Source organism: Acinetobacter sp. YH12116, from assembly GCF_013418895.1.
Classification (GTDB): Bacteria; Pseudomonadota; Gammaproteobacteria; order Pseudomonadales; family Moraxellaceae; genus Acinetobacter; species Acinetobacter indicus.
Map to the genome: position 1 here is coordinate 19,812 of NZ_VPBE01000008.1, position 13,246 is coordinate 33,057.

Consider the following 13,246-nt stretch of genomic DNA (forward strand, 5'->3'; position numbering starts at 1 on the left):
TTGCTTTCGTTAGCGTGATAACTGTGGCTGCACCTGCTGAGCATGACGACCATGTAGCAGATAATACAGGCCTAAACACAACAGCGCGGCGATGGCACTATAGAAATACATCTGCGCATAACTAACCGATTTCAGCGCGATTCCGATCAAATACGGCCCGAAGCCCAGCCCTGCATCCAGACAGATAAAATAGGTCGAGGTCGCCAGTCCCATACGTTCCAGTGAGGTACTTTTGACCGCAATAGTCTGACAGACCGATTGAATATTGCCATAGCCCAGACCGAGCAAGCCGGCACAAAGCAGCAGCATACTGGAGTTATGCGCCTGACTTAGTAAAAACAGGGCAATCGCCATCACAATAAAGGCGGGATACATAATGATATTTTCACCTTTACGATCCATAAGCCGCCCGGTAAATGGACGCGAAAACAAAATGGCGATGGCATACATTAAAAAGAATAAGGACGCGGCTTCGACCAGATCAATTTCCTTGGCGTAAAAGTTAATAAATGACAGCACGCCGGAATAACAGATGGAAGCAAACAGCATAATCAGGGAAATGGGCAGCGCATTCTTTTCCAGATACTGGGTCCAGAAGCCAAAACCTTTGCCTGCTGTCGCGGTGGCTGCAGGTTTAGGCTGTGCCAGGTTCGGCATCCGGATAAAACAGGCCACCACCAGACAGCCCAGCGCCAAGGCACTGGATAAGCTAAAAATTGTCTGATAACTGGTGTGCAGCATCATCCAGATCGCGACAAAAGGACCAATCGCCGTACCCAGGGTGCTGCTCATGCTGTAATAGCCAATACCTTCACCACGGCGGGTGGGCGGCAGAGTTTGTGCGATGACTGTGCCGAGTACGGTAGAGGCGACTCCCATCATAAAGCCATGAATAAAACGGATGCCGAGCAGGGCAGTCACCCCCATCTCTATAAAATAGCCTAAGGAAAGCAGCAAGAAACCGGCCAGCCCAAAAAGCAGGGTGCTACGATAACCGAAACGCTGTAGGCATTTGCCAATCAGCAGACGGCCAAATAAGGTGCCGACAATAAACAGTCCTGAAATTAAACCGGCTTCGGCAATGCTGGCATTTAATTCCGCCACGGCATAACCGACAATCACAATCACCAATAGATAAAAAATCAGTACCAGTTGAAAATTGATCAGGCCGACCAGGATAAAGTTTCTGGTCCATAGCGGTGCTTGTGCTGAACTCATTTGTCTTCACCTTGTAGGGTCAGTTGTAACTGTTCACTCAGCTGATTAAGGATCTCGCGGGTATGGGCGATGTCCGCAACTGCAAAAGACTGCAACAGCTGCTGTTCAAACTGATCAATCTGGGTTGAACAATGCTTGAAAAGTTCCTGCCCGTGAGAGCTAAAAGTCAGGCATTTCTGCCGTTTATCGCTACTTTCAAGCTGATGGATTAAACCCAAGTCCAGCAACACCCGAATACGTTTGGTGATGCTCGGTTTGGATACCTTTAAATAGGTGGCAATATCTACCTGGGTACATTGCTGTTTTAAATGAATGACATATAACACCTGCCACAAGGAATAATTAAGCTGATGTGGCAATAACAGGGTATTAACTTCATCGCTGAACAGACGCGCGCAGCGTAATAAGGCGGTACGAAATTTTAAGGGAGAGCTTGGCATAAAAAAAATAGTTAACCAGGGTAACTAAAACAAAGTCAATGTACGCCTGTTCGGAATTTTTTTCAAGTAGGGAAGCCAGAGAAGGATTCAAAAAAACAGATGATAAAAGATGAGGGGGCAACGTGTATTGCTATAGATTTGTTAAGCAGCGTTAAGGTCAATCAACTGAACTACAAAAATTCCTCTCATCCAGTCCTGTCTATCCAGCTGATAAACCGCAAGAATAAAAAATCAGCGCTTCTATCTTCCAAAAAACTCATCAGTTGCAGAAATTACTCGCTTAAAGATTCTTGATCAAAAGCCTACACAAGGCCTATACAACTTCGTCCTATGCTGAAGCGCGATGAGAAAAATTCAAAACGCTATATTTAAAACTCTACACCCTGAGCGCAGCTCGACCTTTTGAAAGGTGGCATGATGACCCTCGGTTTTACCGCGCTGGAACTGGCCCGGATTCAGTTTGCCTTTACAGTTTCGTTTCATATCATTTTTCCGGCCATTTCCATTGGTCTGGCCAGTTTTCTGGCGATTCTGGAATGGCGCTGGTTACGCAGTCGTAATCCGATTTATCAGGACCTGTTTAAATTCTGGGTCAAGATTTTTGCGGTCGCCTTTGCCATGGGGGTGGTTTCTGGCATTGTCATGAGCTATCAGTTTGGCACCAACTGGAGTGAATTTTCCCGTATCGCCGGCAGTGTCACCGGACCATTATTGGCCTATGAAGTGCTCACCGCTTTCTTTTTGGAAGCGGGTTTCCTCGGCATCATGCTGTTTGGTTGGGGACGGGTGGGACCTAAAGCACATTTTTTCTCGACTTTAATGGTCGCAATTGGCACCTGTATTTCCATGTTCTGGATTTTATCAGCCAATAGCTGGATGCAAACTCCGCAAGGTTTCAGCATCGAAAATGGCATTCTGGTGCCACAGGACTGGTGGGCCATTGTCTTTAATCCGTCATTCCTGTATCGGCTGGCGCATATGGCTATTGCCGCCTTTTTGGTCTCTGCTTTGCTGGTGGCTGCCACGGCTGCCTGGCATTTACTTAAAGGCCGTCGGGATGCACTGGTAAAAACCTCGTTTTCGATGGCCCTGTGGCTGATGCTGATCTTAACTCCCTTACAGGTGCTGGTGGGCGATTTACATGGCTTGAATACCCTGCAACATCAACCAGCCAAACTGGCAGCGATGGAAGGGCATTGGAATACCACTCATGAGAAAGGCATGCCGCTGTATCTGTTTGGTATTCCAGATATGCAGGCCGAAGAAACCAAATATGTGCTGGCGATTCCCAACTTGGGCAGCGTAATTCTGACCCATTCGCTGGATGGCACCGTGACCGGTTTAAAAGAATTTGCCCCGGAAGATCGGCCCAATTCGACCATTGTGTTCTGGAGTTTCCGGATTATGGTCGGCTTAGGCGTGCTGATGCTAATTCTGGCGCTGTGGGGATTGTGGCTACGTAAACGGCAGCGTTTATATGAACATCGTCGCTTTCAGCGTTTTGCCCTGTGGATGGGGCCCTCCGGTTTTATTGCCTTATTGGCCGGCTGGTTTACCACAGAAGTCGGCCGCCAGCCGTGGGTGGTCTATGGGGTGTTACGTACCGAAGATGCCTTATCGCCGGTGTCTGCAGAGCAGGTTGGCCTGAGTTTGATGATTTTTGTACTGGTGTATTTTGTGGTGTTTGGGATGGGCATTTATTACATGCTCAGACTGATGCACAAAGGGCCGGGACTGATTCATTCAGCGCCATCATCAGCCTCTGATGCTGAGCTTACTCAAGCCTCCAGACGGCCATTAAGCAGTGTCACCGAGCAGATCGACCCGCCCACCGAGCGTCCCAAACAGGAGCAGGAGCCATGATGGATTTATCTTTGCTGTGGATCGGGATTATTGCCTTCGCGGTGCTGATGTATGTGGTGTTAGATGGCTTTGATTTGGGCATCGGGATTTTATTTCCATTTTTTCCCGAGCAGGCAGAGCGGGATGTGATGATGAATACCGTCGCGCCAATTTGGGATGGCAATGAAACCTGGATGGTGCTGGGAGGCGCCAGCCTGTTTGCTGCTTTTCCCTTGGCCTATGCCACGGTACTTTCGGCCCTGTATTTACCGGTCATTTTAATGGTGATTGCCTTAATTTTTCGCGGTGTTGCCTTTGAGTTTCGTTTTAAGGCCAACAGCAGCAAACACTGGTGGGACAAAGCTTTTATTGGTGGCTCTGTTTTTAGCAGCTTTTTACAAGGCGTAATTTTGGGCGCTTATATTCAGGGTATTCGTACCGAGCAGGGGGTATATGCGGGCCATGGCTTGGACTGGTTAACGCCGTTTAGCCTGTTTACTGGTGCTGGCGTGGTAATGTTGTACGCCACTTTAGGTTGTGGCTGGCTCATTTTTAAAACCGATCAGGCGCTACAGCAGCGTATGTACCGTTTAATGCCGAAGATGCTGATCGGCCTATTGATTGTTTTAGCAGCCGTCAGTATTTATACCCCGATAACCCAGCCGCACATTGCCGAGCGCTGGTTTAGTCTGCCGCAGCTGCTGTATTTCTCTCCGGTGCCGATACTGGTGCTGATCTTTACTTATCTGGCTTTAAAAGCCTGCCGGCAACAGCAACAGTTTCGCCCATTTTTGTATACGCTGGCCTTGGTATTTCTGGCCTATAGCGGTTTTTTAATCAGCTTATGGCCTTATATTATTCCGCCCTCGGTCAGCTTCTGGCAGGCTGCTGCACCGGAAAGCAGTCAGCGTTTTACTCTCATTGGCGCGCTGATTTTAATTCCGATTATTCTAGGTTATAGCGCGATGTCCTATTGGATTTTTCGCCATAAAGTCCGGGTGGGGGATGATGGCTATCATTAAAGAAAATCGACATGAAGCACATCATCCCAGCTCAGTTATTTCTTTAGTCATCAAGGAGCCGCAATGAAACGTACACAGCTGCTGTGGTTTATTGGTCTCTGGCTGGCCGGTTTTGTGGCGTTGGCGCTGATTGCCGGAGCTTTTCGTTTGCTGGTGCAATGGGCTTATTAAGCTGAATCATCTTCGGACTTTAAAAATTCACCTGAGCATTTTATTTACGGTTCTGTTTGCGATAGACACTTGGCCGCACCGGGCGGCTACTTTTCCAGAGTCCTTTTTTCCGCGCTCTGGCCTGAGTCTGTAAGGCGCGCATATGCGCCAGCTGCTTGCGATCACGAATATAATCTTCATAGACCCAGGCGGCGCCACGTTTGACCAGTTCTTCATTGACATTTTTACGGTAGCGATAAATCACCCCAACATGGCGGCCATAGCGGTCAATATCGGTAATTTTGACCCGTACCACCTTCTGATGCAGCATGGTTTTCACCAGACGCCGGGTTTCCGGACCATAACTTTGACTCGATTCTGGCGCATCAATATAGGCAAAGCGGATGCGGGTTTCTGAACGTCTTAAATTAAAACGGTATAGGGTGAGGGTATCGCCATCGCTGACCGCAGTGACCCGCGCCCAATAGGTTTTGCCTTTTTTAAAAGGTCGAAACAGTTGCTGCACAAAGCGGGAAATCTTACCCAACAGCATAAACGCAACAAGACAGCATCCAGCGGCCAATGCCAGCAGCCAGAAAGGGGAGAGTTCAGTCAACATAGACGCTTTCAATTCAGCTGAACAGACCAGCCAGCTGTAAACCGTGAAAAATAAAAGTGCTAGTGTAAAAGAAATGGCGCAATTCGCCGGTCGATTAAATCGCCAATTAGCTAATTTTTAACAAATCAGCTACGCTGCAACGCCTGATCTGGCAAGGGCTTGAGCGATGTTTGAAATTTAATGAAGATAAAGCGCCTTGAATTTGAGTGATCTAAATAGCCTAAGTAAATTTTCTGACCTCATTTAAAATAGCCTAAGCATAATTAAGATTAATCTACTGAAATAGCCTAAGCAAAAATTTTAGAAATCTCCGCTCTTAAAAATGCATGACGTGCATTCTCCTGCATCTCCTTATACCAGAACATCCCCAAATCAATTTGCGGCAGGTCGACAGGCGATTCAAAAATATGCAGCTTCGGGTCAATATGTAAATGCCGCAAAATACTTTCCGGAATGGTCAGCATCGCCGTGTCATGCTGCGCCAGAATTTGCAGGGCAGTGGAATAATGCTGACAGCGTAATAACAGGGTTCGCGACAGCTGATTGCGCTTTAAATAAATATCTTCCAGCAGCAAGCCACTACGGCGTGAAGAAACACCAATATGCGGCGCAGACAAATATAATTCTTTATCTATGGATGAACGCTGGCTACAAACCACGAAACGGTCTTGTACCAGCGCCTGAAACTGGATTTTATCGCCCAGGTTGTGTTCCAGATCAATCACAAAATCAATTTGCTGGGTCGCCAGATCATTGATCATGGTTTTACGGTCCAGCTTGCTGCTTAAAAACTGAATCTCCAGATTCAGCTGCTGAAAATGCTGCACCAGTTTGGGAAAAATAATCGGTTCAATTTCATCATGTATGGCAATTTTCAGGGTATGTACCATCGCCGGTTCAAACTGCTGTTTTTGCCGGGCAATATGCTGAATAGACAGCAGTGCAGTTTTAATGGTCGGATAAATCTGCTCGGCAAACGGCGTTGGTAACATCTGATGGCCGGTGCGAATAAACAGATCATCCTGTAACTGTAACCTAAGCCGTTGTAAGGCATGACTGGTGGCCGACTGGCTGATACATAAGAGCTGCGCCGCTTTGGAAATATTTTTTTGTTCAAAAATCGCAATAAACAGCGGGTATAAATTAATATCAATACGATGAAAAGCACCCAGATCCATCGGGCTATTATTATGAATATTGTGCATAGTATTTAATTCAATAAAATCATTTCATGCATAATAATTTTTAGGTTAAGGTGTTGTAAAGCCAATATAACAACAGATTGAGGAAGCTACAGTCATGTTTGAATTGTCAGCACGCGCACAGGATTATCTCGAAAGAACCCAACAGTTTATTCAAACAGAAATTGAACCAAGTGAGGCCGACTTTTGGCAGCAGGTGCATGAACTGAATCAGGGTGGTGACTGGACGCAATGGCAGTGGCCGGCGCAATTAGAAAGTTTAAAAGCCAAAGCCAAAGCCGCGGGACTGTGGAATATGTTTTTGCCTTGTCCTAATTTGGGCCAGGGCCTGTCAGTGCAGGAATATGCACATATTGCCGAATTGTCTGGCCGTAGCCTGATTGCCCCGACCGTATTTAACTGTAACGCGCCAGATAGCGGCAACATGGAAGTGTTATGGCGTTATGGTTCAGAACAGCAAAAACAGCAATGGTTGATGCCGCTGCTCGAAGGCAAAATCCGCTCGGTGTTTTGTATGACTGAACCGGCGGTCGCCTCTTCTGATGCGACCAATATGCAGGCTACGGCGGTGGTAGAAGGCGATGAGATTGTCCTGAACGGGCGTAAATGGTGGTCATCGGGTCTGGGTGATCCGAATGCCAAAATCATTATTTTTATGGCGCATACCCCGGACGAAAGCAAAGACCGTCATCATCAACATTCGATGGTGCTGGTCCCGGTTGATACTGCAGGGGTGAAAATTGAACGTATGTTACCGGTGTTTGGCGATTACGATGCGCCGCATGGGCATGGTGAAGTCAGCTTTGACAATGTCCGTGTGCCAGTGGCCAATTTTATTGGTGGTGCCGGCCAAGGTTTTGAAATTGCCCAGGGCCGTTTAGGACCCGGCCGGATTCATCACTGTATGCGTTGTATCGGTGCGGCAGAAAAATCACTGGAACTGATGATTGACCGTGGCATGAACCGGACTGCCTTTGGCAAGGAAATCCTGAAACTGGGTGGCAACCTGGAGCGTGTGGCCGAAGCGCGTGTGGCAATTGATCAGGCCCGCCTGTTAACACTCTATGCCGCCTATAAAATGGATACTGTAGGCAATATGGCCGCCTTAACAGAAATTTCTGCCATTAAAGTGGTGGCGCCAAGCGTGCTGGAAAAAGTGGTAGATATGGCCATGCAAATCCACGGCGGTGCCGGGCTGTCCCGCGATACGCCATTGACCGGTTTCTTTGCTCAGGCACGTGCCTTACGTTTGGCCGATGGCCCGGATGAAGTGCATAAAGGCATGATTGCCAAACTGGAACTGGCCAAACGTGGCTACAGTACCCGTCGTAAAAAATAAGTGGCAAAACACCAGAAACAGTGTGGGTCTTTACAGCTGAAAATGCTCTAATAGAGCAAGACCTAAAAAAGTGAAAAATCAGGAAAATAACATGTCAGTGATTGATGTTGGCGGTCAGGTTCGTGAAGGCGAGGAACTGGATATTCAGGCAGTAAGCCAGTGGTTAAAGGCGCAAGGGGTTGATGTTCAGGAACCCGTTGAAGTGACCCAATATTCAGGCGGTGCCTCCAACTGGACCTATCGTCTGAACTATCGCAATGCCGATTTAATTTTACGTCGTCCACCCAAAGGCACCAAAGCCAAATCTGCGCATGACATGGCGCGTGAATATCATGTACAAAAAAATCTGGCGCCGTATTATCCGGTGTTACCGCAGATGGTGGCGCTGTGTCAGGATGAATCGGTGATTGGCTGTGATTTTTATATCATGCAGCGCGTGGAAGGTATTATCCCGCGGGCCAAACTGCCGCCAGAACTGAACTTTGATGAAACCCAGGTTCAGGAACTGTGCATTAATGTGATTGATAAATTAATCGAGCTGCATCAGGTGCCGTATCAGGGCACTGAACTGGAAAAACTCGGTAAAGGTGATGGCTATTGCCGTCGTCAGGTGGAAGGCTGGGACAGCCGTTATGAAAAAGCCAAAACCCTGAATGTGCCGTCATTTAAATATGTGCGTAAATGGCTGCACGAGAATATTCCGGCAGATTCCACCACCTGCATTATTCACAATGACTGGCGTTTTGATAATGTGATTTTAAATCCGCAGCATCCAACCGAAGTGATTGGCGTGCTGGACTGGGAAATGGCAACTCTGGGCGATCCGCTGATGGATCTTGGTTCCGCTTTGGCCTACTGGGTAGAAGAAACCGATAACCAGATTTTTAAAGCCACCCGCCGTCAGCCGACCCATTTAAAAGGCATGTTCACCCGTAAACAGGTGGTCGATTACTATCTGGAAAAAACCGGCCTGCAACCGGAAAACTGGACCTTCTATGAAGTGTTCGGGATTTTCCGTCTGGCGGTGATCGCCCAGCAGATTTACTACCGTTATTATCATAAACAGACCAATAATCCGGCCTTTAAAGATTTCTGGATTGTGATTCATGCCTTGCACATCCGCGCCTTAAAACTGATTGGGCTGCAAAAAATTGAAGCCAATGAGCTGGCACAAAAATATATGGCCAAATTTAAGGAGCTGCTGCCGAAATGACGACCATTTATTTAATCCGTCATGGCCAGGCTTCTTTTGGTGCAGAAAGCTATGACCAGCTTTCGCCGAATGGGGAATTGCAGGCCAAACTGCTGGGGCAGTATTTTGACAACATCTTAAAAGAAGAACCCTATGTGGTGGCCGGCTCCATGCAGCGCCATCAGCAGACTGCACAGATCGCTCTGGCCGAATGTTTCCCTGAAGCTCATCTGGTCACCAATCCGGACTGGAACGAGTTTAATCATCAGCAGGTGTTTGCCCAATACGAACCGCGCTTTAATGAACCGCATTTATTAAAGGCCGATGTAGCCAAAGAGCTTAATCCGCGGGCGTATCTGGCAAAAATTTTTGAAGGTGCCATTGAACGCTGGACTGGCGGTGAATATCACCATGAATATGAAGAATCCTGGCCGCATTTCAAGGCCCGGGTCGAAACCGCCTTGCAAAACCTGTGTGATGAACTGGCCCAAACCAAACCGCGTTACGCGATTGTGTTTACTTCGGGCGGCGTCATTTCGGTTGTTGCTGGAAAAATTCTGGAACTGAATCCTAACCGGACTTTTGCACTGAACTGGGCCATCGCCAATACCAGCATGACCACTTTGCGTCTGGTCGGCAATGAGCCACAACTGTTAAGTCTGAATGAACATCATTTTATAAAAGCACAACATCCAGAATTATTAACTTGGATTTAATCAAGGAATAGACAGATGACCAAAACAATTTTAATTACCGGCGCAAGTTCCGGCATTGGTGCCGGTATGGCCCGCGAATTTGCGCAAAAAGGCTATAACCTGGCCATTTGTGCGCGTCGTATGGAACGTCTGGAAAGCTTAAAACAGGAACTGGAAAGCAAGTACGGCGTGAGCGTGGCCGCAAAAACCTTAGATGTCACCAATTATGATCAGGTATTTGAGGTGTTCCGTGCCTTTAAAGAAGAGCTCGGCACAATTGACCGGATTATTGTCAATGCCGGGGTTGGTGAAGGCCGCCGGATCGGCAAAGGTAACTTTGCGATTAACCGCGCCACGGTTGAAACCAACTTTATTTCAGCGCTGGCGCAATGTGAAGCTGCGGTAGAAATTTTCCGTGCCCAAAACTCTGGCCATCTGGTGATGATTTCTTCCATGAGCGCAATGCGTGGTATGCCAAAACATCTGACTGCGTATGGCGCCAGTAAAGCCGGCGTGGCGCATCTGGCTGAAGGCATCCGTGCCGAGCTGATTGATACGCCAATTAAAGTTACCACCATTTTCCCGGGGTATATCCGTACCGAAATTAACGAAGGCGCGAAAAAATTACCATTTGAAGTGGATGAGCAAACTGGTTCACGCTTACTGGCTGCAGAAATTGAAAAAGCACCGGTAAAAGCTTATGTGCCAAAATGGCCATGGTTGCCACTGGGCTTGGCCATGAAAGTCTTACCGTTAAAACTGGTCAATAAGCTCGGTTAATTCATATTAATATCAAGTGAAAAGTTCCATTTGGCGCTTTTCACTTTTTATTTTAAATGTTTGTTTTAAATATTTGAAAATTTAAAAATATTTCATAGAAAGATAAAAATAGAGGGCTTATTTTGGTTAAAATAGGCCCGATTTTTTTGAAGATGATCGACAATGCGATGTTTCTGAAGCTTGCAACCTTGGGTTTAATTCCCGCCCTGATTATTCAAGGCCGCCGGGTCAAGAAAAATACCTTAAGACTGGCAGAGCCAGAAGGCGAACGTGAAGGCACGAGCGGTCAGGGACAGGCCTTATCCATTTTGATTCTGGGTGATTCAGCCGCTGCCGGCGTTGGCGTTAGCCATCAGGAAGATGCCTTGCTCGGCGCGATTCTGGCCGGACTCACTTCCGAATTTCAGGTCAGCTGGAAACTGCATGCCAAAACAGGCAATACCACGGGGGAGGTCATTCAAAGCGTTCAGCAGCTGGACACTGAAAAGTTTGATGTAGTGGTCACCTCGGTCGGGGTGAATGATGTCACCAAATTGATACCAGCCGATATCTGGATTCAAAAGCAGGCGCAGTTGTATCAGCTGATTGCAGCTAAATTCCAGCCACAGCTCATCCTTGCAGCAGGTGTACCACCGATGCAACTTTTCCCGGCTTTACCGAATCCGCTGGCGTGGCTGTTTGGCCAATATGCCAAGCAGATGAACCGTGAACTGCATAAATTTATTCAAAAGCAGCCAAACATGGACTGGATTGAATATGACATTGCACAATATCAGCAGATGAAACTGGAAATGGCCGAAGATGGCTTTCATCCGAGTAAAGAAATTTATCAAATATGGGGCAAAGAAGTAACACTCAAAATTAAACAACGGCTTAAGATGAATAAAGTGAATTGAGTTTGCTGCCTTATGATTGATGATCTTGAAATTGAAACCCATCCCTTTGAGCCTTTTTTACCCTCCAATGCCAAACTGCTGATGATGGGCAGTTTTCCACCGCCCAAAAACCGCTGGAAAATGGAATTTTATTATCCGAATTATCAGAATGATATGTGGCGGATTTTTGGTATCTGCTTTTTTCAGGATAAAAACTATTTTTTAGACCTGCCGAATAAAAACTTTCAGCTCGAACTGATTCAAAACTTTTTAAAAGATACCGGTATTGCGCTGTTTGATACCGCCTACCGGATCAGCCGTTTAAAGGGCAATGCTTCAGATAAATTTCTGCATATTCACACCCCGACCGATTTAAATCGGCTGCTCCAGCAAATGCCGCTGTGTCAGTACATTATGACCACGGGTGATAAAGCCACTGATACCTTGATGGAATCAATGCCGGAAGGCACGCCGAAACCGGTAATTGGCCAATCTTCACAGGCGATCTTTGCTGGTCGAGAGCTGCATTTATACCGTATGCCGTCTTCATCTCGCGCCTATCCCTTAGCGGTGGAGAAAAAGGCTGAACTTTATTGCGGTCTGTTTAAGGATGTCGGCCTGCTTTAAAAAAGAGAGGATGTCTTTGGCATCATTGATGGATATTCCACCCATCTAAACGCATGAATATGTACCTCCCGAATCTGGGTGAAATCCGACCAGATCAGCTTGCTGCCGCGTGTCCATTTTAACGGCGCAATTCTACGGCGCACCTGATGCATTTCCTCGGCAGTGGCCGGGCGTAACTCACCAATTTCAGCATATAAACGCACACCCAGATAAGTACGAAATTGACCTGACATCATTGATTTTAGCCAGAACCCGCGGCTACTGTTTACGGCCTGAATACAGGCCTGCGCATTATGTTTGAGATGCTGTTGCAGCGTGGCAGAGTAGGTATCAAAAAAGAAACCGGTGGGAGAGCTGTCGTTTAAAAATAAGGTTCCAATCGGGGTGATATTCGGGATACCTTCTGGACTCACACTGGCGATGGAGCAGTGCATACTGGCGCGCTGCGCCTGCGCAACCACTTGTCGTATTTGCCCCCAGGTTTGAGCATCCATATTCTTGTTCATTTTTATACTCATTTTATAGTTAAAACCAGCATAATAAAGACCAGAACTATTGTTATGCGTGAAAGCGCAACTGCATATTCATCATAAATTGGATTTAAAAATAGAACGAGAGGAAATCTGACGAGCACAGCTCAGAAAAGAGCGAAAAACTTCGCTCTTTTTTCATGTTTCAGCAGTAAAAGCAGAATAAAAGGACTTAAGCTCCGTATTCCACATAATCCCATAAATTCAGGCGGGCTTTAATTTCCTTGCGGATTTGCGGCAACATCGGTAATAAAGTGCCATCAATCCATAAGCTGAGGGCTTGGGCTGAGAGCGGTTGCTGTGCATCATCCACCAGTTGTGCACCTTTGACCATCACCAAGGTTTCCTGTTCAGCCGCAGTTTCTACACCCTTAAACAACACCTGCAATTCAAAACCGGTGTCCTGAATCAGCCATTCCAGTTCCAGCTGAATATTCTCATTCGATTGCAACACTACCTGACCTTCAAGCTGCTCCGAGTCGGACAGGCAATCATGTTCGACCCGCACTTTGGCCAGAAACCACTCTTGCTGGCCCAATTCATTCAGGGTTTTAGTCGGGCTGAGAATATCACTTAATTTAAATTGACGGCTTAAATCAAAAAATTGCATGAGGAGAGATCTAAAAAAGAAGAAAAATAAAGCGTGAATTTTAAAGTAATGTAGCAGAAGAGTAAAACCTTCTGGCGATAAATACGAAGTGAGAGATCACACAAT

General features: G+C 46.9%; 15 protein-coding genes. 9 read left to right on the forward strand and 6 right to left on the reverse strand.

Features of this window, described 5'->3' with window-relative positions; all coding sequences use genetic code 11:
- Positions 1–9: 9 nt before the first annotated feature.
- Both FTU54_RS06870 and FTU54_RS06875 read right to left on the reverse strand, forming a co-directional pair.
- Positions 10–1,218, reverse strand: a complete 1,209-nt coding sequence (locus FTU54_RS06870) for an MFS transporter (protein ID WP_168396536.1) — start codon at positions 1,216–1,218, stop codon at positions 10–12.
- A complete protein-coding gene (locus tag FTU54_RS06875; RefSeq protein ID WP_160243107.1) occupies positions 1,215–1,658 on the reverse strand; it encodes a MarR family winged helix-turn-helix transcriptional regulator in 444 nt (147 codons plus the stop codon). The genes FTU54_RS06870 and FTU54_RS06875 overlap by 4 nt, the downstream gene beginning before the upstream one ends.
- Positions 1,659–2,075: 417 nt before the next feature.
- Between FTU54_RS06875 and FTU54_RS06880 the strand changes: the two genes are divergently transcribed.
- The 3 genes from FTU54_RS06880 to FTU54_RS06890 all read left to right on the forward strand — a co-directional run bounded on the left by FTU54_RS06880 (position 2,076) and on the right by FTU54_RS06890 (position 4,693).
- Entirely contained in the window at positions 2,076–3,521 is a 1,446-nt protein-coding gene (locus FTU54_RS06880) for a cytochrome ubiquinol oxidase subunit I (RefSeq protein ID WP_180074582.1), read from the forward strand.
- A complete protein-coding gene (cydB, locus tag FTU54_RS06885; RefSeq protein ID WP_160255572.1) occupies positions 3,518–4,522 on the forward strand; it encodes a cytochrome d ubiquinol oxidase subunit II in 1,005 nt (334 codons plus the stop codon). Before FTU54_RS06880 ends, cydB begins: the two co-directional genes overlap by 4 nt.
- 63 nt (positions 4,523–4,585) lie before the next feature.
- Positions 4,586–4,693, forward strand: a complete 108-nt coding sequence (locus tag FTU54_RS06890; protein WP_005178219.1) for a hypothetical protein — start codon at positions 4,586–4,588, stop codon at positions 4,691–4,693.
- Between the two features lie 40 nt (positions 4,694–4,733).
- Here FTU54_RS06890 and FTU54_RS06895 read toward each other — a convergent pair whose 3' ends face one another.
- A complete protein-coding gene (locus tag FTU54_RS06895) occupies positions 4,734–5,291 on the reverse strand; it encodes a thermonuclease family protein (protein ID WP_005178218.1) in 558 nt (185 codons plus the stop codon).
- 287 nt (positions 5,292–5,578) lie between these two features.
- On the reverse strand, positions 5,579–6,496 hold the full coding sequence (locus FTU54_RS06900) for a LysR family transcriptional regulator (RefSeq protein WP_104484110.1): 918 nt from the start codon (positions 6,494–6,496) through the stop codon (positions 5,579–5,581).
- A 94-nt stretch (positions 6,497–6,590) separates the two neighbouring features.
- On the opposite strand from FTU54_RS06900, the gene FTU54_RS06905 reads away from it, so the two are divergent.
- The 6 genes from FTU54_RS06905 to FTU54_RS06930 all read left to right on the forward strand — a co-directional run bounded on the left by FTU54_RS06905 (position 6,591) and on the right by FTU54_RS06930 (position 12,001).
- Positions 6,591–7,832 (forward strand): acyl-CoA dehydrogenase family protein, encoded by a 1,242-nt coding sequence (locus FTU54_RS06905; RefSeq protein ID WP_168400115.1) that lies wholly within the window; start codon positions 6,591–6,593, stop codon positions 7,830–7,832.
- Positions 7,833–7,923: 91 nt separating this feature from the next.
- Entirely contained in the window at positions 7,924–9,045 is a 1,122-nt protein-coding gene (locus FTU54_RS06910; protein WP_168400116.1) for a phosphotransferase family protein, read from the forward strand.
- Positions 9,042–9,740 (forward strand): histidine phosphatase family protein, encoded by a 699-nt coding sequence (locus FTU54_RS06915; protein ID WP_016658073.1) that lies wholly within the window; start codon positions 9,042–9,044, stop codon positions 9,738–9,740. Before FTU54_RS06910 ends, FTU54_RS06915 begins: the two co-directional genes overlap by 4 nt.
- A gap of 15 nt (positions 9,741–9,755) precedes the next feature.
- Entirely contained in the window at positions 9,756–10,499 is a 744-nt protein-coding gene (locus tag FTU54_RS06920) for an SDR family oxidoreductase (protein WP_016658074.1), read from the forward strand.
- 167 nt (positions 10,500–10,666) lie between these two features.
- Positions 10,667–11,395, forward strand: coding sequence for an SGNH/GDSL hydrolase family protein (locus FTU54_RS06925; protein WP_168400117.1), 729 nt, complete (start codon positions 10,667–10,669; stop codon positions 11,393–11,395).
- A 15-nt stretch (positions 11,396–11,410) separates the two neighbouring features.
- Positions 11,411–12,001, forward strand: a complete 591-nt coding sequence (locus FTU54_RS06930; RefSeq protein ID WP_171065083.1) for a uracil-DNA glycosylase family protein — start codon at positions 11,411–11,413, stop codon at positions 11,999–12,001.
- On the opposite strand, the gene FTU54_RS06935 is transcribed toward FTU54_RS06930, so the two are convergent.
- Positions 11,998–12,507 carry a pyridoxamine 5'-phosphate oxidase family protein gene (locus tag FTU54_RS06935; RefSeq protein WP_168400118.1) on the reverse strand — a complete coding sequence of 170 codons (510 nt, stop codon included), beginning with the start codon at positions 12,505–12,507 and terminating at the stop codon, positions 11,998–12,000. The genes FTU54_RS06930 and FTU54_RS06935 overlap by 4 nt on opposite strands.
- A gap of 196 nt (positions 12,508–12,703) precedes the next feature.
- Positions 12,704–13,141, reverse strand: coding sequence for a hypothetical protein (locus tag FTU54_RS06940; RefSeq protein ID WP_005178205.1), 438 nt, complete (start codon positions 13,139–13,141; stop codon positions 12,704–12,706).
- Between the last annotated feature and the right edge of the window lie 105 nt (positions 13,142–13,246).

What these genes read in the sequence shown, in the direction of transcription:
- FTU54_RS06935 (WP_168400118.1), bottom strand. Translation starts at nt 12,507, where the DNA reads ATGAACAAGAATATGGATGCTCAAACCTGGGGGCAAATACGACAAGTG.
- FTU54_RS06900 (WP_104484110.1), bottom strand. Translation starts at nt 6,496, where the DNA reads ATGCACAATATTCATAATAATAGCCCGATGGATCTGGGTGCTTTTCAT.
- FTU54_RS06915 (WP_016658073.1), top strand. Translation starts at nt 9,042, where the DNA reads ATGACGACCATTTATTTAATCCGTCATGGCCAGGCTTCTTTTGGTGCA.
- FTU54_RS06890 (WP_005178219.1), top strand. Translation starts at nt 4,586, where the DNA reads ATGAAACGTACACAGCTGCTGTGGTTTATTGGTCTCTGGCTGGCCGGT.
- FTU54_RS06875 (WP_160243107.1), bottom strand. Translation starts at nt 1,658, where the DNA reads ATGCCAAGCTCTCCCTTAAAATTTCGTACCGCCTTATTACGCTGCGCG.
- FTU54_RS06895 (WP_005178218.1), bottom strand. Translation starts at nt 5,291, where the DNA reads ATGTTGACTGAACTCTCCCCTTTCTGGCTGCTGGCATTGGCCGCTGGA.
- FTU54_RS06880 (WP_180074582.1), top strand. Translation starts at nt 2,076, where the DNA reads ATGACCCTCGGTTTTACCGCGCTGGAACTGGCCCGGATTCAGTTTGCC.
- FTU54_RS06905 (WP_168400115.1), top strand. Translation starts at nt 6,591, where the DNA reads ATGTTTGAATTGTCAGCACGCGCACAGGATTATCTCGAAAGAACCCAA.
- FTU54_RS06940 (WP_005178205.1), bottom strand. Translation starts at nt 13,141, where the DNA reads ATGCAATTTTTTGATTTAAGCCGTCAATTTAAATTAAGTGATATTCTC.
- FTU54_RS06870 (WP_168396536.1), bottom strand. Translation starts at nt 1,218, where the DNA reads ATGAGTTCAGCACAAGCACCGCTATGGACCAGAAACTTTATCCTGGTC.
- FTU54_RS06920 (WP_016658074.1), top strand. Translation starts at nt 9,756, where the DNA reads ATGACCAAAACAATTTTAATTACCGGCGCAAGTTCCGGCATTGGTGCC.
- FTU54_RS06925 (WP_168400117.1), top strand. Translation starts at nt 10,667, where the DNA reads ATGTTTCTGAAGCTTGCAACCTTGGGTTTAATTCCCGCCCTGATTATT.
- cydB (WP_160255572.1), top strand. Translation starts at nt 3,518, where the DNA reads ATGATGGATTTATCTTTGCTGTGGATCGGGATTATTGCCTTCGCGGTG.
- FTU54_RS06910 (WP_168400116.1), top strand. Translation starts at nt 7,924, where the DNA reads ATGTCAGTGATTGATGTTGGCGGTCAGGTTCGTGAAGGCGAGGAACTG.